Source organism: Enterococcus sp. 9D6_DIV0238 (genome assembly GCF_002174455.2).
Classification (GTDB): Bacteria; Bacillota; Bacilli; order Lactobacillales; family Enterococcaceae; genus Enterococcus_L; species Enterococcus_L dunnyi.
In genome coordinates, this window is record NZ_CP147246.1 from 1,097,326 (window position 1) to 1,122,828 (window position 25,503).

Annotated in this window: 19 protein-coding genes; all 19 read right to left on the minus strand. The window is 39.1% G+C overall.

Features of this window, described 5'->3' with window-relative positions; all coding sequences use genetic code 11:
* Nucleotides 1-14: 14 nt before the first annotated feature.
* A complete protein-coding gene (locus A5889_RS05195) occupies nt 15-1,160 on the minus strand; it encodes a CdaR family protein (RefSeq protein ID WP_087641131.1) in 1,146 nt (381 codons plus the stop codon).
* On the minus strand, nt 1,157-2,044 hold the full coding sequence (gene cdaA / locus A5889_RS05200) for a diadenylate cyclase CdaA (RefSeq protein ID WP_087641130.1): 888 nt from the start codon (nt 2,042-2,044) through the stop codon (nt 1,157-1,159). Before cdaA ends, A5889_RS05195 begins: the two co-directional genes overlap by 4 nt.
* A gap of 118 nt (nt 2,045-2,162) precedes the next feature.
* Nucleotides 2,163-2,531, minus strand: a complete 369-nt coding sequence (locus A5889_RS05205; protein ID WP_087641129.1) for a YrdB family protein — start codon at nt 2,529-2,531, stop codon at nt 2,163-2,165.
* Nucleotides 2,532-2,642: 111 nt separating this feature from the next.
* Nucleotides 2,643-6,320, minus strand: coding sequence for a pyruvate:ferredoxin (flavodoxin) oxidoreductase (gene nifJ / locus A5889_RS05210; protein WP_087641128.1), 3,678 nt, complete (start codon nt 6,318-6,320; stop codon nt 2,643-2,645).
* 234 nt (nt 6,321-6,554) lie between these two features.
* A complete protein-coding gene (locus A5889_RS05215; RefSeq protein WP_087641127.1) occupies nt 6,555-7,661 on the minus strand; it encodes a DUF3114 domain-containing protein in 1,107 nt (368 codons plus the stop codon).
* Between the two features lie 138 nt (nt 7,662-7,799).
* The gene (locus A5889_RS05220; RefSeq protein WP_087641126.1) at nt 7,800-11,828 is read right to left on the minus strand and encodes a pectate lyase-like adhesive domain-containing protein; all 4,029 of its coding nucleotides are present in this window, start codon (nt 11,826-11,828) and stop codon (nt 7,800-7,802) included.
* A 28-nt stretch (nt 11,829-11,856) separates the two neighbouring features.
* Complete coding sequence (locus A5889_RS05225) at nt 11,857-12,444, minus strand: hypothetical protein (RefSeq protein WP_087641125.1); 588 nt, start codon at nt 12,442-12,444, stop codon at nt 11,857-11,859.
* Nucleotides 12,441-13,073, minus strand: a complete 633-nt coding sequence (locus A5889_RS05230; protein WP_087641124.1) for a hypothetical protein — start codon at nt 13,071-13,073, stop codon at nt 12,441-12,443. Before A5889_RS05230 ends, A5889_RS05225 begins: the two co-directional genes overlap by 4 nt.
* A 6-nt stretch (nt 13,074-13,079) precedes the next feature.
* Nucleotides 13,080-14,120 (minus strand): type IV pilus biogenesis protein PilM, encoded by a 1,041-nt coding sequence (gene pilM / locus A5889_RS05235; protein WP_087641123.1) that lies wholly within the window; start codon nt 14,118-14,120, stop codon nt 13,080-13,082.
* 29 nt (nt 14,121-14,149) lie between these two features.
* Nucleotides 14,150-14,932, minus strand: coding sequence for a prepilin peptidase (locus A5889_RS05240; protein WP_087641122.1), 783 nt, complete (start codon nt 14,930-14,932; stop codon nt 14,150-14,152).
* A 61-nt stretch (nt 14,933-14,993) separates the two neighbouring features.
* Nucleotides 14,994-15,473 carry a prepilin-type N-terminal cleavage/methylation domain-containing protein gene (locus tag A5889_RS05245; protein ID WP_225534197.1) on the minus strand — a complete coding sequence of 160 codons (480 nt, stop codon included), beginning with the start codon at nt 15,471-15,473 and terminating at the stop codon, nt 14,994-14,996.
* A gap of 95 nt (nt 15,474-15,568) precedes the next feature.
* Nucleotides 15,569-16,780, minus strand: coding sequence for a type II secretion system F family protein (locus A5889_RS05250; protein ID WP_087641120.1), 1,212 nt, complete (start codon nt 16,778-16,780; stop codon nt 15,569-15,571).
* A 3-nt stretch (nt 16,781-16,783) separates the two neighbouring features.
* Nucleotides 16,784-17,914, minus strand: coding sequence for a type IV pilus twitching motility protein PilT (locus A5889_RS05255; RefSeq protein ID WP_207114622.1), 1,131 nt, complete (start codon nt 17,912-17,914; stop codon nt 16,784-16,786).
* Between the two features lie 23 nt (nt 17,915-17,937).
* Nucleotides 17,938-19,683: a GspE/PulE family protein gene (locus A5889_RS05260; RefSeq protein ID WP_242585538.1), complete on the minus strand. Its 1,746-nt coding sequence runs from the start codon at nt 19,681-19,683 to the stop codon at nt 17,938-17,940.
* Between the two features lie 28 nt (nt 19,684-19,711).
* Nucleotides 19,712-21,748 carry a hypothetical protein gene (locus A5889_RS05265; protein ID WP_087641119.1) on the minus strand — a complete coding sequence of 679 codons (2,037 nt, stop codon included), beginning with the start codon at nt 21,746-21,748 and terminating at the stop codon, nt 19,712-19,714.
* A complete protein-coding gene (locus tag A5889_RS05270) occupies nt 21,732-22,454 on the minus strand; it encodes a PilW family protein (protein ID WP_176372839.1) in 723 nt (240 codons plus the stop codon). The genes A5889_RS05265 and A5889_RS05270 overlap by 17 nt, the downstream gene beginning before the upstream one ends.
* A 17-nt stretch (nt 22,455-22,471) precedes the next feature.
* A complete protein-coding gene (locus A5889_RS05275) occupies nt 22,472-23,143 on the minus strand; it encodes a type II secretion system protein (protein ID WP_087641117.1) in 672 nt (223 codons plus the stop codon).
* 455 nt (nt 23,144-23,598) lie between these two features.
* Entirely contained in the window at nt 23,599-24,939 is a 1,341-nt protein-coding gene (glnA, locus tag A5889_RS05280) for a type I glutamate--ammonia ligase (protein WP_087641116.1), read from the minus strand.
* A gap of 42 nt (nt 24,940-24,981) precedes the next feature.
* Nucleotides 24,982-25,365, minus strand: a complete 384-nt coding sequence (locus tag A5889_RS05285) for a MerR family transcriptional regulator (protein WP_087641115.1) — start codon at nt 25,363-25,365, stop codon at nt 24,982-24,984.
* Nucleotides 25,366-25,503: the final 138 nt, after the last annotated feature.

A 25,503-nucleotide genomic window follows, 5' to 3' on the forward strand; every position in this document is an offset into this window, starting at 1 on the left:
AACAAATCCTTTTATCATGTTGATTCAGTAGTATCATTTTCTTTTGGTGCATCATTCGTTGTCGTTTCTGTGACTGGCTCACTGGATGATGATGAAGAACTAGACGAACTGACAGATCCGCTTGAAGGCGTAGAGTCAGGTACTTGCTGACTTTGATATCCTCCCGCTGACCCTTGACTGCCATTCGTTTCCGAATAGCTGACACTGCTGTCTGTAAAAATCGGATTGATCGTTACTTCTACTTCCTCCGGTGAAACAATATACTCTGAACTTGTAGGTATCTTGACTTTCTTCTTAGTAGAAGATCTTATATTGCTGATATCTACAGGAACTTCAATTGCATCGATCGAATCTAAAACAGAATTAGATCCTCTGATCTCCGCTTTCAACTTTGAAAGACTAAACGTATAATTCGCTACTCCTGACGGCGGTGATCCTGTTGGAGCCACTGACAAGCCTACCTCTTTTGAAGGCAAGGACAATTCAACCACTACTCTGACCTGCGGCGCTGGATTTTCAATACTCAATACTTGTCCTTTATTGTCGAGAGCCTGAACATTCACCGTTTGTTTGATCGTATCAACAGATTGCTTCACATTCGATAATGGAGCAACCACTCGTTCGATTGCTTTTGCCGTTTCTTCACCTGTCGTAATATCGACTTTTTTAGGACTGATCGTCGTTTTTTCTACAGTATACCCTTCTGCTTCGATGGACTCAGGCAACTGTACCTGTACATCAAATGATTGAGTCACTTTCTTCTCCACAGTCACAGTGATTGTTTTAGGCTCGATCTCCGCAGTGACGGCTGTGCTCAATCCTTTGACTCTCAACTGGATCTCAGAAGTTCCGAGTGAGGTCTTGGTCAAATCGGCAACTACTTGAAAATTCCGAGTATCTTCATTTGATTCACGGTTTAACTGGATTCTATTGGCACTGCTTAAATGAACATTGACTGTTTCTTCATACCCCGAAACAAAGTACTTGTCTTGATCGTATTCCAGCTGAACGGGAATATTGTAGAGCATTTCATCATATACTTGATTCGTATTGACTAAAACAGAGGAATTGTTTGACGCATTTGCATTGAAAAATAGTAGTAATGCAAATAATAATGCAAGTAATGCAGAAAACCAATTGCTTTGAGAGGGTCGTTTCATTTCTTTTTCGCCCCTTTCGTTACACCATCGATAAAGTGCTGCAAAAGATTCTTTTTATCTTTGTTTCCTTCTTCTGGTACTAATTCTGCTCGAAGAATTTTAAGATATTCTTCCTGAGTCAAACGCGGAATCAGATCATTGTTCAACGTCAAGCTAACATCGCCTGTTTCTTCTGACACGATGATCGTTACCGCATCGCTGACTTCGCTGATTCCGACTGCTGCTCTGTGACGTGTCCCAAATTCTTTAGGGATCAAATTACTTTCTGACAACGGCAAGTAGGCACTTGCAACAGCAATTTTGCCCTGCTTTACAATCACCGCACCATCATGTAACGGTGTATTAGGAATAAAAATGTTGATCAGCAATTCTCCTGAGATATCTGCATCTAGATCGATCCCTGTTTCGATATATTCGTCTAATCCTGTATTTCGCTCGACGGTGATCAGCGCACCGATTTTCCGTTTTGACATATACTGGATCGCTTTGTCAAAAGCCAAGATCATCTTCTCGTCTTCTTGCTGCTCAGATTTTGTTGCTCTAAAAAAAGAACTTCGACCTAAATGCTCCAGCCCACGCCGGACTTCTGGTTGAAAAATAACGACAGCAGCAATCACACCATACATGATTACTTGATTCATCAACCATGATAATGTATGTAGTCCAATGATCTCACTTAGTATCCGAATGACTATAAAGACAGCGACTCCTTTAAGCAGCTGAACAGCTTTGGTTCCTCGAACGAGCATAATCAGCTTATAGACAAGATACCATACAACTAAGATATCAATAATATTGATAATATAATCACGGGATAAGAAATCAGATGATATCAATTGCTGCCAATAATTTAAATCGACTAATCGACTAAGTTGAAAAGACATCATAAACCTCACTTCTCTCTGAAGATTTCTTTATTAGTATACCACACTCTTTTATTCGGTTACAGAATGGAGAATAAAAGATAGAAAAAAATTATGAAATGAAATGTAAAATAACACGTTAATAAATAACTACGTCCTTCGTTAGCTCAGATTTTTTTACATAGGCACTGACAACTAAATGACTTGTTGATAAACCTGCAAAAATACTGGCAGCTAAAAGATTAGTCACATTAGCTAAAGAAAACGTAACTAAAATAAAAATAGAACTTTTCAGCAAAAATAGTGCTGCGCCTTCTAAACGTTTGTCAGAACCCGGTGCACACCACCTGCTCCAAATCAAACAAACCAAAATAGGAGCTGCTAGTCCTAACAAAACTTGCACCATTTTTCCTGCTTGAAATGTAAATCCCCAGTATCCCAAAATAAAAACTGACAACACTTCAAGAAAGAAAGCAAACACCGCGTTCATCACTTGAAAGGGTTTCATCTATTCACTCCTTCTTTTGACCAATAGCAGCAATGAGGTTGAAAAAGTCGATTATGTTTAGAGTGCGAAACAAAACTGATTTTTAGTTTTGCTCCGCACTCGCTCCATTGATTATTCTTCTGATTTAGTTCGTTTTGCTGCCCGTTCTGCTCGTCTAGCAGCACGTCTAGCTTCCGCTTCCGGATCAACAACACGTTCTTTTTTGACCCGCGGAGCCTTTTCTGCAACTACGTCTATATCTGTCTTTTCTAGTTTTGCCCTGATTTTTTCTTCTTGCCCAGCCATTCGCGCATAATTATAAAACCGATTCTTCGCATCATCTACTGTCTTATCGAATAGCTTACCAGCAAATTCCGGCTGAGTGGATTCTAAAGAAGAGAAACGAACTTGTTTACGCATAAATTCTTTCATTTCAGCAAAATTCGGCTTTTTATAATCTAGCGTCATTGGATTTTTTCCAGCTTCTCTAAGTTCAGGATTATAACGATAAAGTGACCAATAGCCAGAGTTGACTGCTTCTTTCGCTTCTTGTAAAGTCTTGCTCATACCGCCCGCTAAGCCATGAGTGATACAAGGTGTGTAGGCAATGATGATCGAAGGTCCAGGGAAGCGTTCAGCTTCTTCAAACGCTTTGATCGTCTGCATTTGGTTTGCTCCTGATGCGATTTGCGCCACATAGACATTGCCGTAGGTCATCGCCATCATCCCTAAATCTTTTTTAGAAACGTATTTCCCGCTGGCTGAAAACTTAGCAATCGCAGATGCCGGTGTGGCTTTTGAGGTTTGTCCACCAGTATTGGAATATACCTCATTATCTAAAACCAACATATTTACATCTGCTCCACTAGCTAATACATGATCGATCCCGCCGTAACCAATGTCATAGGCCCAGCCGTCGCCGCCAATCATCCACTGACTATTTTTCACAAATAGATCATGATCCGCATACACTGCTTCTAAAGCAGGCTGATTCGTTTTTTCATCCAGTAATGCTGCTTTAAGTTTCGCTGCACGCTGCTGAGTTCCTTCACCAGTATGCATATGTTCGATCCAGTCTTCCATCAACAGTTTTAATTCAGGAGAAGCAAAAGGCATCGCTTCTGTCATCTTCAAGGCTAAATGTTCACGGCGTGTTTGATTCGCCAATAGCATTCCATAGCCAAATTCCGCATTATCTTCCAATAAAGAGTTAGACCAAGCAGGTCCTTGTCCTTCATCATTTGTCGTATAAGGTGACACAGGAGCTGCACCGCCCCAAATGGAAGAACAGCCTGTTGCATTTGCGATCATCATCCGGTCGCCAAACATTTGTGTTAATAATTTTACGTATGGCGTTTCACCACAGCCTGAACAAGCACCTGAAAATTCTAATAATGGTTTATTGAATTGAGTCCCTAACACTGTATTTGGTTTAGCAGGATTTTCTTTTTGTTTCAAGGTCATCGAAAACGCCCAGTTCATCGCTTGTTCTTTTTGCTCTTCGTATGGTTTCATAACCAAAGCTTTTCCTTTAGCAGGGCAAGCATCTACACACAAACCACAACCAGTACAGTCCTCTACTGAAACTTGGATTCGGTACTTCAAGCCGTCTTTACCGCGCATTTCTCTTACGATATATCCTTCTGGCGCTTCGTCCATCTCTTCATCATCTGCCAAAAATGGACGAATCGCTGCATGAGGACACACAAATGCACATTCATTACACATTGTGCAACGATCACTGATCCATTCTGGAACTTCAACCGCAATACCGCGTTTTTCAACAGCCGTTGTTCCAAGCGGCATCCGGCCATCAGTCATATCATTTTTGATAAATGCTCCAACTGGTAGCTCATTTCCTTCTTGACGATTGATCGGCTCAACAATTTCATGAACATAATCCGTCACATTCGCTTTACGGACTTTCGGTTTCACTTCTACTGTTTTCCATGCCTCCGGTACTTCAACTTTATGCAATAGTTCTACTGTACGTTCGATCGCCTGCACATTTTTTTCAACGACAGCCATTGATTTTCTAGCATAACTTTTGTGGGCTTCTTCTTTTAAAATCGGCAGCACTTCGTCAAACGGCATAATGTCAGCAAGCTTGAAAAAAGCTGTCTCCATCGCTGTATTGATGCGACCGCCTAAACCTACTTCACTCGCTAATTTAACCGCATTGATTGTATAGAAGTTGATTCCATTTTCAGCGAGATATTTTTTTAGCTTGTTGGGTAAAAAGCGTTCTAATTGTTCATCATTCCAAACGGTATTTAGTAAAAACGTACCGCCTTTTTTCAATCCTTTGACAAGATCGTACGTATGCAAATAAGCCGCTGTATGACAAGCCACAAAATCAGCATGTTCGATCAAGTAAGTCGAACGGATCGGCGTTTCACCAAAACGTAAATGAGAGACGGTCAGCCCGCCGGATTTTTTAGAATCGTAGTAAAAGAAGCCTTGTGCATATTTATCAGTATGATCACCGATGATCTTGATTGCAGATTTATTAGCTCCAACAGTACCGTCTGAACCAAAGCCCCAGAATTTTGCTTGGTATGTTTTCGGGTTCGTTAAATCAAGTGCTTCACCACAATCCAAAGAAGTATATGTTACATCATCAACGATTCCGATCGTAAAGCGTGATTTTGCTGCTTTCTTTTCTTTTTTAAGCTCGTCATAAATCGCGACGATTTGGTTGGGCAAGACATCTTTTGACCCTAATCCGTAACGTCCCCCGATGATCATTGGACGTAACTCTGATTCATACATTGCACTTTGAACATCTAATAATAATGGTTCTCCGCCAGCACCTGGTTCTTTCGTACGGTCCATCACTGCAATAGCTTTAACGGTTTTGGGCATTTTTTCTAAAAAGTTCTCAACTGGAAACGGACGATATAAATGAATATTTAAAAAGCCGACTTTTCGTCCTTGCTTAGCTAAGTAATCGATCGTCTGTTCGATTGCTTGAGCAGCAGAACCCATCGATACAATGACTTCTTCAGCGTCTTCTGCACCATAATAAGTGACTAAATCATAGTCTGTTCCTCTTAAAGTATTGATTTCATCCATATATTGCTTCACGATCGTTGGAATTTCTTCATAGTAACGGTTGATCGTTTCACGTTGTTGGAAATGGATATCTGGATTTTGATTTGTTCCGCTGACAGAAGGATGATTTGGGTTCATGCTTCTACTGCGGAATTCTTTGACTTTTTCCTGATTTAATAAAGGCGCCAGCTCATCATATTCCAGCACTTCGATTTTTTGAATTTCATGACTTGTTCTGAAGCCATCGAAAAAATTAATAAACGGTACGCTTGATTCGACTGAAGCCAAATGAGCAACGGCCGATAAATCCATCACTTCCTGCACACTGCTCTCACACAACATGGCAAATCCAGTTTGGCGGGCAGCCATCACATCCCCATGATCGCCAAAAATATTCAATGCATTCGTTGTTACAGCTCGACTGGCAACATGAAATACTGACGGCAGTAATTCTCCAGCGATTTTGTACATATTCGGGATCATCAATAATAAGCCTTGTGAAGCTGTATATGTCGTTGTCAAAGCACCTGTCTTCAATGAGCCGTGTACGACTCCTGCTGCTCCAGCTTCTGACTGCATTTCAACAATTTTGACTGGTTGACCAAAGATATTTTCTTTGCCTTCTGCTGACCATTGATCAACTAATTCAGCCATTGTTGAACTAGGTGTGATCGGGTAAATGGCTGCTAGTTCTGTAAAAGCATACGATATGTAAGCAGCTGCTGTATTTCCATCCATCGTCTTCATTTTTCGCATTATGATCGTCATCATCCTTCTATTATATAAGTAGAATAGTTGCACGCATATTCTTGTTTATTATAACGGAAACGAAATGATTTTGAAACGGTTTGTCGAACTTTTTCACAAACTTTTACACATTTCTTACTTTTCACATGGAAAGGTTTGACTATTTTTAGTTAAAAATAGAAAAAGGACTTCACAAACTCTACTTTTGGCGTAAGTAAAATTTGGGAATATCCTTTAAAATGATTACTTTACTTTTTTCTTAAATCGACAACCTTTTTCAGCTAAGCGGCGAATCACTTGATAAAACCAGTCATCTTTTGGCGAAATCCAATTCTTTTTGATCTGCATCCGCTGAGTTGGATCAAAATAATGAGGTGGCATACCATCTAATCGATTATGGCTTTTGGTCGGTTCATACCGAGGGCGTTCGCCGTAATTGAAAGATTCACCGTTGGCGATCGGCATTTGCTGGTAAGCTGTTTCTTGTGTTCTCGTCGTCCACTGGCTGATCAACTCTCCTGCTTCATCAATAATAAATTCACTATGATAATCAGCAGATAAAATTTTTCGATAGAAGCCGCGCTTTCTGATTTTTTTGAGCAATCCTCTTTTTGTTAAGACTCGTTGCCCGCTATGAATATCATCTGCTGTCACATCTATATCTAAAAGTGCTCGATTGTGATACTGCGGATCTGCGTAAAACCATCCATCCTTTAGAATCATTTTGATTGCTGCTTCATCGGTGGGTAGATTATGCTTCTGACGATATTCTTTTACATATAACACGTTGTGTTTGTCTAATCGATGGCGAAATTGATGCAGCATGGTCTCATCAGGATAATTTTTTTTGATAGTTGATCGGTCTATCTTTTTATCTGAGTCTTTGATTTCCAATCCATTTGGATACGCTTTTTGAACAGTTTTTGCAAAAATATCTAAAAAAGAAAAGCCTGGCGCTAGATCTGGATCAACTGCATACTCTGTCAGAGAAAATGCCAAATCATTATTATCATCCAGAAAACCACCCAATTGTTTTATAACCAAATGAACTTTTTCTTTATTAGATAAGTTACTATGAATAAATAATTGTTCGTATAAAGGAGACCCAATAAGAAAAAGTTGCTTCTCACTCTCTTCAAGTAAGTGTTCAAATACTATCGGTTTTTCATCTATTCTTTTTTTTAGATATTCTGCATAGCAATTTAGTGCATCCCTATCCCAACCATGATCGACTTGTTTATTACATTGGATTTTGAGCGTAAGAGTATAGACAGTTCTGTCAGTCAGTGAAAGAGTTTTAGGGATGTGATCGTCAGTGATAGTTGTTAATAATTCCTTTTTCACCTTCATCTATCTCCCTTCTTTCTGATTAGTATACCATTCGTCTGATCAAAATGACGGTCTTATAGTTTCCGATTCATAAAACAACCTTATCATAGCTCCCTTTTAGGCAACGATCGATAAGGTTGTTTTTTATTTCTCTCTTATTTATTGGTCCGTTTTCTTATCCAACGCATCATTTACTGCATCATTCCACTTATCTTTATTCCAGCTGGCAATTTTTTTAACAACATTCCCTGCATTATTTGGATCAGGGTAATAATATTCTGCTGTGATATTTCTACGGTGCTGATCGATCGGAATATCCAATAAAATAGATTTTTCTGCAGTCGCTAGTTGTGGGGTATATGTTTTATACTTGTCCCCATCTATTTTGATGATGATCTTATTGACATTGCGGTAATAGGCTGTCAGTCGTTTGTTCACCACTGAAAGTCGAACATAGGCATTACCGTCTTCGATAATAGGATCAGGATCTGTCGGCTTCGTGTTTTCCGGCATCGGACTGACCATTACCACTTCTGCAGCTAATACACGCTGATTTTCAGGAATAAAGTCTCCCGGCACAAAAGGAATTTCCTCTGGAGAGCGACCTTGTGCTTTGACCGATAAGCTAAAGGATGGAGAACCTTCTGGAATCCTCGTCACGATGCTGCTAAATGAAAAAAGAATTTCGTCTTCTATCGATAGATTGACTTTATCCGTCTCCGTCGTGAGCATTCTAGTTACCGGATCATACGTTGCACTGACTTCTACTGCTTTATCTTCTGAATCTGAGATTTTCTTTTTCTTGAAGGTAAAATTTAGTTCCTCCTCAGCTAGATCTTCTGGTATCACTATTTGGGCAAAAACGTTCTGAACAACCTTTCTAGAATTTGACAGATTGTCTTCACTTCTAATTTTCCCCGTATAAGTCAAACGACTGCCAACTCTAGTAATATCGATCTCTTGATTGGTTACAGAATCTTTCACTTTCGTGCTTGATTTTACGGAATCAGGAAAAATAACCAAACCTTCCGGAATAATATCTTCCACAGTCAAAAGTGTCGCCGGCTTAAAGCGCTCGTCCTTCTTACTGGTTTTCACTGCATCATGATACCCTTTGTAGCTTTCATATCCACGTGCTGTCGGCATCACATTCCCCCACAAATCATTTGGCTCTTTAGTATGAGTCAAAAGGTTGTCTTTGTCTTGCAGCTCACCAATGTCACTGCGGTCTTTTGCATATAGTTCAATTTGGCTTCCAGCTGGTAAATAGCCCGGTAAATTTATCGTCCAGTCAACGATCGAATCACCTTTTTGTTTCCCTTCACTGGTGATTTTTGTGATACTTTCTTTTGCAAACTGATCATTGATTTTAGGATAAAGATAAATTTCATCCATTATTTTTTCTTCCCGCTCGTCATACAGCTCGATCGTGCCTTTGATTTGTTTCGTTGCGTTCGTGATTTTGCTCGAACTTTCTGCTAATGGATCTTTTGTAACTGTTAATTTTTGAGGTGGAGTTACATCGACTGTTGTGACCGGTTTAACCAAAATCGTCTCTTTTTCTTCACTGGCTTCACCGACCTCATTTTTTCTCCCACGATGGGCACCGATCACTTCAACGGTATCTCCTGTACGTAAAAAATCATCGCGGTCCAACACAAAAATACCGCCTCTAGCTTCGTCTTCGTCCCATTGCTTGACACCTGGCAAATCATTATTGATTCCTTTCGTAGACAAAACTTCTTCTGAGAGGATCTTTCCGTCCCTTTTCACCTGCACCGTGACCCAAACTTCATCTTCCCAAGCATCACGCATCTCATCCCCATAGCCTACTTTGACACTCACATGACCATAGATTGTTTTATCTGCATTCGTCGGAACTCTAAGTTCATCCACTGTCGGAGCTGAGCCGTTCCCGCTCATCCGACTATAGCGATTCGCTCCTTTATAAGTTGATGTATTAAACTCATTAGGATAATCCGTACTCACGATTCTTTCAAAATGTGAGCCGGTCAATTTATAGGAGATCGGCGCCCAATAGGCATCTGGGTCTTTATCTAAATCAACATTATTTTTGATTTCCCACACTGAAAGATAGGATTTGTTTGCTTCAAAAGTTCCTGAATTTGTGCCGCTGGAAAATACTTGTCCTCCATTTGACCGATTGTTTCTTAAATCATAAAAACGTGGCTGATCGATCTCAAAGCTGGCTGTGCCTGCTGATTGAACGATTCCGCTCGTTTGACTATTCGTAGTACCTTCTGCTCTAAAGATCGTTTCCTTTCCAATCAAAAAACGTAAATTTCCATATTGTGTCCATAGTGCTGGACCTAAATCTGCTTTGATATAGACCTCACTGCCTTTTCCTTCCATCGCAAAAACTGAGGTTCTTCCACTTCCATCTACAGGAAATTGCACGCCTTGTTTCCCTGCTAGATCACCGCCATTTGTCGGACGTCCGCCGCTAGATTTATCTGCTTGATTATTGATCGACAAATTCCCTCCAGCTTGCACTAAAAATTGATTATTCTGTCCATATAATCGAACACCTGAAGCTTCACCGTATCTTTTATCGATCGTTACCTTCCCTTTATTCTTGATTAGAAACGTTTGGCCGCCGACCAGACGAAAACGTAGAACAGCACCAATGTTGTTCCCTTCTCCTTCTGAGATCAAATTTAATTCCGAACCTTCTCCATCTACATGAAAATTACTATCTGTGACTTGATTGATCATCGCCGGCTGCGCTCTTTGTTTATTGTTAGTCAGCCCTAAGCTATGAACATTGATCTTTGCACCAGCGGTTACTTGTGTAAGTGATTTTGTAGTAGCAGAGCTATTATTAGAGGCACCACACAAGGAAATCGTTGCACCGATCGCTCCCGTTTCATTCCCATTAGAGGTTGCATTGACGACAGTTTCTTGATCTCGTGCTTCAAAATAGACTCGATTACGACTACCTTCTACATTCGCATAAATCGCCTGACGCTTTCTGCTGTGGATATTTAAAACTGACCCTTTTTCAGCGACAAATGTTGTGTTGATACTATTATTTTGAGGATAGAGGCGAATCGTCGTTCGTTCACCTGTGAGATCAACCTTCGCACCATCTGTGATCAAGATCTCTGTAGCATTGATCACATCATCCGTTCTTGTTCCTGACACCCAATTTACTATACCTTTCATGACCAAAGAAGCTCGCGGAATATTGATAAAAGAACCAATTTCTCCCCGATAAGTATTCGAGACATTTTCAATCAACACTACCCATTCATTATCATTAGAAAGTAAGTTATCACTTTGGATCAGTCCGCTTGAATTTCGAATGTCAACTTTCATGTTCACGAAAGCAAATGTTCGCGGTGTTTTTGTTCGTTCCAATCGAAAGGTTCTGTTAGCATTGGAAGTCGCTGTAGAAGAAAACGTAAAGTTTTTACCATCGATTCGTAATGACCGATTGATTTTAGGCAGTTCAGCAGTACCGGATATATTTGCGCCAAATTCAATATCATCGATCGAAGAGTCCTTTAGCGCATCGATCAACTCTTGATAATTATAGACGATCTTTTTTTTACTTGGATTGAAATTTTGAAGCTGTGTCATTAACGGCAAGTGAAACATATCATAGTTGGTATTCGTTTTTGCAACAGCGCCGGTTGTTGCATAAAGGTTATCTCTAGATGCTAACGCTGTATTTCGGCTCTTTTTTTGCTTTTCTTTTGGCAAAGAATAGTTGATTTTCGTCGATTTTATTTTGCGACCTTCTCGATAAATTTCAATGGTATCTTGGCTATCTTGAGCAATTGGGATCGGCAGTTTAAAGGTTCTTGTTTTATCAGACTTCTCAATTTCAATCTTTACACCATCAGATGCGGCGTTTTCTCCTGAGAGTATCTTTAGCCCCTCGATATCCAGCCCTTCCAGTGATTCTGGTGAAATCACTTGATCCTGTTTTGATTTGAGCACTATCGTTTCTTTCTTTGGCTCTTTTATCTCTACTTCCAGCAGCACTCCGATTTGCTCTTTTAGTTCCGGCTGGATATATTTTTCAACCTTTAAATGATATTTATTTTTCCCAAAATCTCGAATAAACCAATAGCCCTGATACACTAAAAAAGAAATAAGCATCAGAAAAATGATACTTCCAATACCGTATATTCGTTTCTTTTTTCTTACTCCTTTTTTCATAGATCGAGTCCTCCTTGAACGTTCTAGATCATTCCTTTTCTTCTTCGACATTCAGATAATACAAATTAAACAATAACGTCGATTCAAATGTGCTTTGCTCCCCTTCTTCTGAACCAAATGTGTAACTATAGTCTGTTACTTTGATGAATCGTTGATCATTTTCTAATGCTTGGATAAATTGAAAGAGCTCATTTTTCCCTGCTGCACTATAATCCAAAACGATTTTACTGGAATAAACCTTTTTCGTTGGATCACTTGATGAAGAAAACAATAGGGTATCTTCTGCGGTGATTTGTTTCAGCTGAATTTTATTCTTTGCCACCTTTTGTTCGAGTCCGCTTAGGTATTCTTGAATTTGGATGCCTTTAGAAAAACGCGGAAGCTCTTTAACGATAGCTGAATCAAGTAGATTTTTCTTGCCGGATAATGTTTGACTAGTTTGTCTAAGTGCGGCAACTTCACTTTCCAACCCCTGAATATCTTTTTGAATCTTACCTACTTCAGCTTGTTTGGCTGAAATACCAGTAAACCAAACAGTTATGATCATGAGCGCTAGAAGAAAAAACAAAACAATAGTGATTACAATATGCTTTTTAGTAAAAATGATTGTTTTCATTCCTGCTCTCCTCCACGTTTGATTGCCGGTAACTTTTCCTTCAAGGCTTGAATCTGAATCACTGATTTATATTCTTGAGATGCCTCTTCCTCAGCAGACGAAGAAATGAAAATCGCTTGATGTACCCAATCGATTTTATTTAATGCTTCTGTCAATGCACCAATATTCGCTAATTTTTGACCTTTGATCGATAAATCAATTTGAATCACTTCTTGTCCATCATCTGTTTTCAAGACATTTGCTTGAGCTGCTTCCTCTTCTTCCATACCTTCATTGAGCGGAACAATGATTTGATAGTTTTCGATCACTTGTTGATACTTGATAACAGTTTCATCCAAGCGTTTGGCCATTTCAGCAAATTGAACCTGCGCTCCTTTTAGTTCTGTCAAATACGTCTGTACCTCTTCTGATTGTTCCTTCTTTTGCTTAGAGATCATTCCCGTCAGCTTCGCTTTTTCTACCTGTTTACTTTGAGCGGCCTGCTGCAGCGTCTTTACTTGCTGTTGAGAAACGAGATACACCGTCGTCAACCCACCTCCAGCAACTAAGAGCAATAAAAGAAAAACAAAGAGTATCAGTAATGTTGCTTGATTTTTATAAAATTTATCAGGCAATAGATTAATATTCATCGCTTCTTAAACTCCTTTCATCGCAAGTCCAGCAGCTAATAAATAAGGTGAAGGAATGCTAAATCTTTTTTCTGTGTTGACTGCGATCACAGGAATTTCCACCCTCTTTTCGATAGAAGAAAGTACATTTTTAAATAAAAGCGGATTTTCTCCTACTAGGTAAATTTTGTCTAATTTTTTACCGTTGGATAGCGTACTTGTGTAGTAGTACAAAATATTTTTTGTGATGTCTGCCAACTCCCCAAGTTCCTCGATTTCTTTCTGCTTATTAAACTCAGCTTGGTAAGTGTCATCGTCATTTGCAATATACTTCCAGTTTGCACTATTGTACTCTTCATATTGACTATAAATCGGAATATGGTTTTCAAAAATAGTAAATGTTGCCACACCACAATCTACCTCGATCAAAAGTAAAACATCTGTCCACTTGATATTTCGATTGATTGCTCTAGTATAAGCAACGGAATTTAGATCTACAGCACTTGGAATACCACCGGCACGCTGGATCTCGTCACCGACTTCAGTCAATGTTTTCTCTGATGTTGCAACAAAATAAATTTCACCATCAACGACCATTCGATCACGTTTTACCGTCTTGGTGTTCTTTTTAGCAGCCTTCTTTTTCACTTGCTTTTTTTGTCTAGCATTTTGCTTTTCAAATATCAATAGATCAAAGATCGGCTGTTCAAAGGGGACAGAAATTGATTCACCTAGTTCCAGGAACAAAAATTGTTTGACCTCTTTTTCATTACGCATCCCATTGTCAGGAATACTACGAATCAATAGCTCATGATTGAACGCTGAAAATATCACATGAGGATTTTTGATATGATGCTCTTTAAATAGCTGTTTCAACCCTTCATATAACAAGTGTTTATTCGCAAATTTTCCATTTTTGAAGATACTAGCTTTTAAAACCAGCTCTCCTTTTTTATGGATCACAACTGGATTTGTACTTTTTAATATTACAAAACGGATCACATTTTTTTTAATATCTAAGCCGACAATCGTTTTTAACCCTTTTTTTAAAATGATCTTTCCCTCCATTTCAAGCTATTTATCCTACTTCTAAAAATCTAACCGAAAAGTATTGACCAGAGATATTGAAGCTGTCCCGTTGCATAGGAGTAGACAACCCACGTTCCTAAAGCGATAAACGGACCAAACGGGATATGTCTTCTTAATTTTTTTCGAACGATCATCTCACCGATTGCGTAGATCAACGCGAATACACTCGCTAAAACCAAAGTGATCATGACATAGATCGGACCAATGAATATCCCTAGAACAGCGAACAATTTAATGTCTCCGCCAGCCATCCCGCCTTTACTTAAAAGAGCAAGCAGATATAAACAGCCAAAACCAGCAACAAAGCCAGCAATCGGAAACCACCAAGGATTCAATTGCTGCAGAAATACTCGTTCAATAATGGCAAGAATAAAAAAGGGCAACAACACTTTGTTTGGTATTTTCTGAGCTGTGATATCTGTAACAGTAATGATCAGCAATAATGATAGTAAGGTCCACGCAACTAATGTCTCATTCGTCGTCCGCAATAAAAAGGCAGATAGAGAAAATAGGGTTCCTGAAAGCAACTCAAACCCAAGATAGACAGCACCGATTTTCTGATGGCAATGGCGGCATTTCCCTCGTAAAAAAACATAAGAAAAGATGGGGATCAATTCTAAAAAAGTCAACGAATGATCGCAATTCTCACAGTGTGAACGTTTTTTGATGATATCTTCTCCTCGCGGAAGCCGTTGACCGATCAGTAGAAAAAAAGATCCCAAACAAGACCCTAGAATGAAGATGAATATGTAAAAGAATAGGTAATCGTATGTGGATGGTGTAATGTTCATAATATTCTCCTTTATATATCAAGCAAAGCTTTGGCTTTGCTTGATATATATTACTATTGAATTATGGTGCTGCTGTTTCTGCTCCTGTAAGACCATCTTTCCAAAGTTGATCCCTTGTCAGCTCAGCAACTTCTTTTTCGTTCACATGATCAAGTTTTTTACTTCCTTTTGACCCCGCAGTTAGCGTATCCGCTGCTACAGTGATCAATATATTACCTTTGCTAGTTGTATGGAATGTTACGTCAGTTCCTGTCTTCAAAAAACCAATCTGAGTAATGTAGTTTTTAGTTTCAAGATCAGCCGCTGTTACTGCAGGGCTCTTTTTACCAATGGCATCGTCTCCTGTTTCAGACATTTGATATAAATTAGCTGAACTCATTAATGACTGCACATTTGAAATTCCTGCATCCTCTCTATTTTTTTGAATAACATTGGAAATCGCTACTGCACCAATCCCAGCAATAATCGCCATGATTACCACAACTGCAAGTAACTCTACTAACGAAAGTCCTCGCTCATCCTTCATTACATTTTTTAACATTTTTGTTTCCCCTTTCTGTGTACATTCCATATGTACGGTTGTTTTTTTATATGATCAACATAGATTACCGGTATTATCTATGTGTAATCCTTTGATTAGCCTTGAACAGCGTCATACATCGAGAACATTGGCAACATGATGGCTGCAACGATCAATCCAACGATCACACAAATAATGATGATCGTGATCGGTTCCATGATCAGCTTGATCCGTTCTCCCAGCATTTCTACTTCTTCTTCAAACATATTACTCAGCTTTTTCAACATGCTTTCTAAAGAACCTGTTGATTCTCCGACAATCGTCATTTGCGTAACTAACGGCGGAATGATTTTATCTTGGCTGAATACACCACTCATCGAGCCGCCTCGTTCAACCTCTGCCTGACATCTGAAAATCAACTGTTTGATATATAAGTTATCCACCGCATCCGCTGACATTTCTAACGCTTTAGAAATAGAAACGGAACTTTCTAATAAGGTCGATAATGTACTTAACATCACATTCAAATTACTTTTTTGAACGAGCTCACCAAAAATCGGCATCCGTAAAAGAAAGCTATGCCATTTGAACTTTATTTCATTGTTTCTCATCGCTAGCTTAAAGCCAACAAAACCTGATACGATCATAACTAGTAGCAACCAGCCTTTACTTGTCAAAAAATTACTTAAGCCAATCGTTACTTTGGTGATTGCCGGTAGTTCTGCGTCCAAGCTTTCAAAAACAGTCACAAACATCGGCACAATACTTACGATCAGAAAAATCCCCACACATAAGGAAAGGACCAACATAATAATTGGATAAATCATCGCCGTGATCACTCCACCTCTTGCTTTCGCTTTTTTCTCATAATAAGTACTCATCCGAACGAGTGTTGCATCTAAAGTTCCCGACATTTCAGCTGCTCGTACAATACTGATCAGCATAGAAGGAAAGGCATTTGGATGCTTGCTATAACAATTAGAAAGAGAATCTCCGCCACGAATGTCTTCACAAATCTGCAGCAAAATCTTTTTCAAGTTTTTATTTTGTTCTTGCTCAGCTAACATTTCACAAGCAGCTGTGATCGAAATACCACAATCGATCAGCGTCGCAAATTTTTGCAAATATTCCGCCAGTAACTTTACGCTGACTCGATTAAATAGCTCAATTTCTTTTGTCGCAAAGGTTTCTTCCTGCTCCACTAAAATCGTAGAGCGCAGACCTTTTTTCTTTAATACCTGACTCGCTTCATAGGAGCTTTCCGCTCTTAAGCGTCCTTTTTTGATACCACCAGACATTGATTGTGCTTCGTAGGAAAAAATCGCCATTGCCTATTCCTCCTCGCCCAGTAACGCTTCAGCAGCATCAACATCGACTTTGCCGGCAGACACCAAACGGTTGATACAACTTTCCATCGTATACATACCGTCACTTTTACCGATCTGCAGCATATTACCGATTTGATGGGTTTTATTTCCACGGATCAAATTAGCGATCGATTTATTATTTACAAGCATTTCCGTTGCCGCTACCCGACCATCGTTAGCTCGTGTGGGCAATAGTCGTTGAGCCAAGATCCCAACTAAAGCTCCGGCTAGCTGTGTCCGAATTTGTGACTGCTGTTCAGGTGAAAATACGTCAACGATCCGTTCAATGGTTGCTGCAGCACTAGTCGTATGAAGAGTGCCTAAAACCAAGTGTCCTGTTTCAGCAGCTGTCAATGCAATCGAGATCGTATCAAAATCACGCAACTCACCAACGAGAATAATATCTGGATCTTGCCGTAAGGAGGCTCTCAATCCGTTTGAAAATGACTCTGTATCTACACCGACTTCACGTTGATCGATAACACTCATATTATGATTGTGAACATACTCGATCGGATCTTCTAATGTGATGATGTGGGTTTTCTTCGTTCGATTCAGATAGTCGATCATTGAAGCAAGAGTCGTTGATTTTCCCGAACCCGTCGGCCCCGTCACTAAGAATAGTCCTTGTTTTTTTTGGATCATGCTTTTTAAAACGGAAGGAACACCTAAAGAACTTAATTCTGGGATCTTGGTAGCAATGATCCGTAAAGCAATCGAAACATTCCCTTTTTGTTTGAAGATATTGACACGAAAACGACTGGCATTTTTCACTTCATAAGCTAAATCGACTTCGCCATTTTCTTTAAATTCGGTCCATTGATCTGAATTACACATCACACGTCCATACATAGAAATTGTTTTATTCGTTAAAACTTCTTCGGAAGCTACTTCATTCAATTCACCATTCAATCTAAAAATCGGAGGCAGCCCAACCGTTAAATGAATATCAGATACTTTCTGACGAACAGATTCACGTAACAACTCATCGAACTGCTCTTTAAATGGTCTCAACTTAGGATTTATTCCCCGTCCGCCTTTTTCTTTTTTCATCGCTGAATGCAGCGGCAACTCTATTTCCACTTCCTGACTCATCATTTCCTCCTTATGCCACACATTTATTCACTAGATGTTGCTTTCAAGACTTCTGCAATTGTTGTATACCCTCTAACGACTTTATCCAGGCCATCGTCTAAAAGCTTTTTCATACCGTTTTTCTTTGCTACTTTTTCTAACTCATTAGCTTCTCCATTTCTAGAAATCACCAATCGAGCATCCGGCGTTACAATAAATAATTCCTGAATAGCCATACGGCCTTTAAATCCTGTCATGTTGCACTTTTTACATCCTGTACTGCTGTACAGTGTATCTGTGTACAGATGATGCTTCTCTAAAAATTCGATTTCCTCTAAACTGGCTGGTTCAGCTACTTTACAGCTTGAGCAGAGCGTCCGCACAAGCCGCTGAGACAAAACACCTGTCAATGCATTCGCTACTAGAAAAGAGTCCACACCCATATCGATCAGACGACTAACTGTAGCGATCGAATCATTCGTATGCAATGTACTTAAAACTAAGTGCCCTGTCATCGATGCCCGAATGGCGATTTCTGCTGTTTCACCATCCCGAATTTCTCCAACCATGACGACATTTGGATCTTGACGTAAAATCGAACGTAAGCCCGCCGCAAAGTCTAATCCGATATCGCTGTTGACTAAAACTTGATTCACACCGTCCAGCTGATACTCCACTGGATCTTCCACAGTAATAATATTTACATTTGGCGTATTCAGCTCATTCAATGCTGCGTATAATGTAGAGGATTTCCCCGATCCAGTTGGACCTGTCACTAAGAAAATCCCGTGAGGTTGTTTCAGTAAATGCTTGATGCCTTTTAAAACGTCTGGATCGAAATTAAACTCATCCAGTCCTCTTAGCCCCGAAGACATATCGATGATCCGAATAACAATTTTTTCACCATAGATCGTTGGTAAAACGGATACCCGCAAATCGACCATCCGTCTGCCATTTGGAATACGTGCTCGGCCATCTTGAGGCAGCCTCGTTTCAGTGATATCTAAAGAAGACATGATCTTTATTCTAGAAGTCACTGCTGACTGAACATTCTTCGGTAATTGATTTAGATCCAACAATTCTCCATCTACGCGAATCCGAACATTCAAGCTCTTTTTCTGAGGATCAAAATGGATATCACTGGCCTTTTTATCAACAGCAGTCTGCAGCAAAGAATTGACCAGCTTTATAATGGGAGAGTCATCCTCTAGAACCGAATTCACTTGGGCTGCTTCTCCCGGCAAATCATCTGAAGCATCCTGCAGCCACTCTTCCAGCATCATATCTTCTGGATAATGGTCGGTGATCATCTGATCGATATCTGCACTTAAAGAAAAATAGGGTAAAATAGATAAGCCCGTCAGTAAACGCAGCTCATTGATCACGTCATAATCCATTGGATTGACCATGGCCACTACTAAGCGTCCTTTTTTCTTCTTAACTGGAAATAACTGATTTTTTTGAGCAAATTTTTTCGATACTAAATCAAGCACAGCAGAATCTCGTTCCACATTAAACAAGTCCATGATACGAATACCTGTTTGTCGACTTTTCAATGACATCAACTGCTCTTCGCTCAAATAATCTCCCTCGATCAAAAGACGTTCTACTGTCATTTTGGGAGATAGTTGTGCTGAGACTTCATTGGCTTGCTTTTTTGTCAGCATTTTATATTGGACTGCCAGGACTAAAAGCTCAGCTTTGTCAAGACCGCTTGCTGATGTAGCAGAATGACGATCAACTTGTTCTGCTGTTCGAACTTTTCTTCTACGTTTTCTTCGTTCTTCCATTTCCCTAGCCTCCTCTTGATCAGTTCATTTATTTTAGTTCACTATAGTCAAAAACACGCTGTGCGACCCAATCCGCATTGGGATTCTTAGGCACAGTTGGTGAAACAATGGTGACTTCTCCATTGACTGCATCTTGTTCGTCTGATTTTACGTTCAGTGGAATATCTTCAAGCCCTTCCAACATGCTTTTTAGCTCAACGGTGTCATCCGCTGTGGCTGTTTTTAAAATTAGTTTTCCTTTGATCGTAGGCTTTGTTTTATTAAATCCCTTTTCAATAAAGGTCGGATCAAAAAGGGCTAAATTCGGCAACAGTTCCATAGCCACTACCGTATCTTCCTCCATTTCTAAATTGAACGGTTCTACACCGACTGTTCCAAGATTCAGCTTGCTTTTATCACTTAAACGGATCGTATTCCACCACTTTTTATCGTTATAATAGGAGCCTTTTTTTTGTCCGTCTGACCTTCGTCTCATCTTAGGTGCATCAATGAAACTCACTCCATTTTCAACCGTTAGCGCTGTTTTGCTTCCAGACAATTCCAATAACGCAGGCTGACGTGGCTTAGATGTGTAATCTCCCTGATCAGCGTAAGCAAAATCAGATTCCCCTCCGTCTTTCATCGCAGCACTGGTCAGCATAAAATGACCATTTTTCACTTGGATTTTTCTTGTATCATTTGATCCGGAGTTTACAGACACACCATCTATTTTTATCGTGTTATCAGTAGGCGTTAAATGTACCTGTGAACCAGCAATCACTAGCCCTCCGTTCATGAATTCTGACCAGTATTTATCTTGTGGATTGTTCTTTTTAGAGTCTCCAGCGTATTCGGTAAAATTACTATTTGTTGTGCTTTTATCTAATAAAATCGTTCCTCTTGCTAAAAAGAATCCATTCGTTTTTTCATTTTTCCCTGTATGGTTGATCAAGAGATTAGGTGTTTTGATTTCCTGGAGATCATTGTCTATGTATAGACCTGCATCATTACTTTCCACTGGCATATGAATGTAAATGCCTGTATCAGCGGTAACATTGAGCTCTTTGATCAGATTTTTCCCAGCAGAGGGATCTGTTTCACTTCCTAGATACAGTAAGTTGTTTGTGCTAAGTTGAGCATTCGATTTGCCACGTAAGAGCACTCCTTGATTCAAGAAGAATGAGCCATCGAAAGTAACTTCGTTAGAGATCGGTTTTGCATTTAAAAAATCTAGCAGCTGCTGATCCTTATAATCCACTAGAAAATTGTTTGAACGACCAAAAGTCGAAGCTGTTCTATGATCAAAATCATCATAGGGAAAATCCAACGGTTGTTTTTGGTAACGATAGATCCGATCCATCTTACGAATCCAAGTATCTGCTGAAAGGTATTTATCGCCACTTGTCAACGGAGCTTCATAATAAACATACCGCCATGAGTCCAGTTGCTGTTCTTCATCAATTTGAAGCTTTTTCTCCCACTGAAACTCATAAACATAATCCGCCTTTGCCACCGTTCGTTTTTCCTGACCATTTTTCCCTGTCTGTTTCACTTTTACCTTTAAAGAAAAAGTAGTTTTAGTATTCGTGATTCCCTTTGTATCGCTAGAAGCTTGAGCTTTCAACCAGCCATTTTCACCAGTATCATCATCTGAGATAAATTTATATACTTCATCTGTCGCGGTAACAGTTGGTGTTTTATCTATTAGCACTTCATAAGAAAAATCTTGGTTTTTACCAATGTTTTCTTGTTTTATCTGATTTTCCAATTCATCTGCAACTTCCAGCATCGTTTTTTTTAAATTTGCCGCATCTTCTTGTTTATTCCGACCTTTTCCAAGTTCTGTGTTTTCGGAAACTTTGGTCTGGATCAACTGGTTTACTTTAAACGAAGCTTCCTGCAGCGCATATTCTTTGATATCCTTCATTTTTGTGATTTGATCGACTGCACTGATTTGCAAAAAGTTATTCCTTGCATGGATGAAAATCCCCATCATCACGAGGCTGACCAAAATGATCGCTCCTAATGTATAAAGCAACGCATATCCTGTTTCATCATGTTTTATTTGTTTACCAGCGCCCTTCACCGGGAATCTCTCCTCTCGCTTTCATCTCATCTCGATAGGTCAACTCTGCTTTTCTTACATATAAAATCTTAGCAGCCTCTTTTTCCTCGATTCCTTGTGCTCCTGAAAGATTGATATCCTCTCCACCCGCTTCAAGATAATCGCTAAAATCGATCTGGTCTTTATAAAAAAGAATCGTCACACTCGTTTGAATCGTAAAGGTATCACGGTAATTTGGTGTTTCAAATTGTGTTTTTAGCGATTCGTTCTTATTTTTTTTCTGAAACACTTTGATTTTGTAGTCCTTATTTTTCAATTGATACGTTTTGCCTGCACTTTTTTCAGCATCTAAAACATCAGTGATCCCTATTTTGTTTTTCCCAGCATCTATCCAGTCGATCGATTTTAAATCCGCTCGTTCAGGATCGAATACAGTAATGACTTGCTGGTCTAGCCAAGAGCTCTTTCCTGTTGTACCATTTGTAGTGAACTTGCCAAGATAACCAGCTTTTTCGTAAAGACCTTTTTTATTCATGATTCCATTCATTTGTACGATCATATCATTAGCTATTTGTTGGAATTCAACTTGCTGCCCTTGAATCGTAAAGGCTTTGCCAAGACTGTTGATGATCATGCCAAAAAAAAGAATCACAATCGAAAAAATCGCTAATGTCGCAATCATTTCTACTAAGCTCAGCCCTTTTTCATCTTTGAGAAGCTTTTTCATGCACGTATCATCTCCCATCAATAATCGACTACCCAATTAAAAACAGTATCTGTCATAAACGCCCCCGTCTTTCCATCATAAATCTCTAGATTCAGCTCGATCCCATCTTTACGAAGATCCTTTGTTCCCTCCTTGTAGTTCACTTTGCAAAGGACAACAAAAAAATGATTTGTCTGATTTCCTATGTACTTACCCAAATAATGTGCTTCTTCTTTGATCGATCCATCAGAATTTTTCCAACGGTCAGGCAGCTCTGCTTCCTTTTCTGAATAGTGATAGTCTACTTTTCTTTCTATATTCTCTTTTCCTGCTTCTACTCTCCCTGTATAATCGATCTTTTCTTCACCATATAAGGGAATCTGCTTGCTACCATCATCTTTCATTTGAATACCTGAGTTATCAAGAATCAAATATGCCCTTCTTGATTTTTGTTGATCCGTCAAATGACGTTCATCTCTTATACTAAAAACATAAGGATTCAAGCCAGCTAGATCCTGCGTTTGACCACGATACCCCATCCATTCTTTTAACTCATCTCGAACATACTGAGCTTCTTTCTTTTTTTCGTTCAATTCTATCAATTGCTGATTTCTGATGAGCATTGATGCCAATAGCATAAAAGTTGTTCCCAAGATGACAACTGAGACCAAAACTTCTGCAAGAGTCAGTCCCTCTTCATTTTCCAGCATCAACAACTCCCCCTTTATTAACGATATCTCGCGAAATTATTTCCATTACATCCAAATTATTAAATGTTCGAAGTTACTATACTACAAAAATAACACCGTTTCAACATAAAATAACGATATACCCGAAATAAAAAAAGGGCCCATATAAATATAAATAACCACAAATGACACAACAGATTTTTTCAAACAAAAAAATATCTTCATTTTAATCAAAATAATAGACTTTTATTCAAATTTTCCATCATAAAAAGCCTTTTATTTTTCTGATAGAACTATAAATTTTATATAATTATCAAAAAACAAGAATTTTTAAAAAACTTAAAATTAATATTAAATAACAAATAATTGTTTATTCGATCGAATTCATTCGAAAATAAACAAAAATAAGGCTGAAATAAAAGCTAATGATTAGCTTTTATTTCAGCCTTTTAACTGTTAAACAGTATCAATAATTTTTAGTACAACTCTAAATATTGTTCTCTTTCCCATTCAGAGACTGTTTGACGAAACGCAGCCCATTCCATTCGCTTAGCTTCAACAAAATTCGCATAAATGTGGTTACCTAAAGCATCGATCATCACTTCATCTTTACGTAATTCTTTGATGGCATTATGCAACGTTGATGGTAGATCATGAATTTGCGCTTCATTACGCTCTTCTTCATTCATCACATAGATGTTACGATCCACAGCATCAGGTGGCGTGATTTCATTTTTGATTCCGTTCAACCCAGCTTGTAAAAGAACTGCCATCGATAAGTAAGGATTTGCAGAAGGGTCAACTGAACGTAATTCTAAACGAGTAGATAAACCGCGCGATTCTGGTACACGGACAAGCGGCGAACGGTTTCGACCACTCCAAGCCACGTACACAGGCGCTTCATAACCAGGCACTAAACGTTTATATGAATTCACAGTCGGATTGCAGACCGCTGTGTACGCACGTGCATGTTTCAGCAGTCCACCAAGAAAGTGATACGCGGTTTGACTTAGCTGCATTGGTCCATTTTCATCATAAAAGACATTTTCCTCGCCTTTAAACAACGACATATTACAATGCATTCCCGAACCACTGATTCCATAAAGCGGTTTAGGCATAAATGTCGCATGCAGTCCATGCTTACGAGCAATTGTTTTTACAACTAACTTGAATGTTTGGATGTTGTCACACGCTTCGATCACATCTGCATATTTAAAGTCGATTTCATGTTGACCTGGCGCTACTTCATGATGAGAGGCTTCAACTTCAAAACCTAAGCTTTCAAGCTCAAGCACAATGTCTCTACGGCAATTCTCACCTAAATCGGTGGGAGCAAAATCAAAATAACCTCCGCGGTCATTTAGATCTGTCGTGATCTTTCCATCTTCATCCAATTTAAATAAGAAAAATTCTGGCTCAGGACCTAAATTGAAAGACGTAAATCCAAGCTCTTTCATATCTTCAAGTGCACGTTTTAAGTTTCCACGAGGATCTCCAGCAAAAGGTTCTCCACTCGGATTATAAATATCACAGATCAAACGAGCAACCTTCCCGTGATCGCTCTCCCACGGAAAAATCATCCATGTAGATAAGTCTGGATATAAATACATATCACTTTCTTCGATCCGTACAAAACCTTCAATAGAAGAGCCATCAAACATCATTTTGTTGCTTAACACTTTGTCTAATTGACTCACTGGAACTTCCACATTTTTGATCGTTCCCATAATGTCTGTGAACATTAATCGTAAAAATCGAACATTTTCTTCATCGGCGATACGTTTGATATCTTCTACTGTGTTTTGTTTCTTCGTCATTGTCTTCCTTCACGTCCTTCATTTTTTTGTAAAATACAGCGATTATAACTTTGGTCCTCTGGATTGGAATGGATTTTGTTGAGTAAGTCCCCCTTGAGAAATAAGTTCATCATATAAAATCTTCCGAACATCCTCATCTGTCAACGGTCTGTTCGACTCTTGGGCATGTATTTGTTCTTCCAGCTTCATTTCATAGACACGTTTGATCCCTGCCATATTTAGACCGTCAGACAAGTAATCTTTGATTTCAAGCAAAACATCAATATCATTCAGTGAATACATACGGCGATTTCCTTCGCTTCTTTCCGGATGAATCAAATCTTGCTCTTCATAATAACGGATTTGACGTGCTGATAAATCGGTCAGCTTCATAACTGTACCAATTGGAAAAACCGACATCGATCTTCTCAGTTCCTTCTCTCTCATATCCACCCCCCTCTCTTAGATAGGTATAGAATATCAATACTTTTTTCTCTTGTCAATGATTTATGTAAGGTTTTCTAACATAAAATAAAAAAAGGCTCCTTGAGGATACCTTTCTTGCATCAAAGTAAAATCGATCTT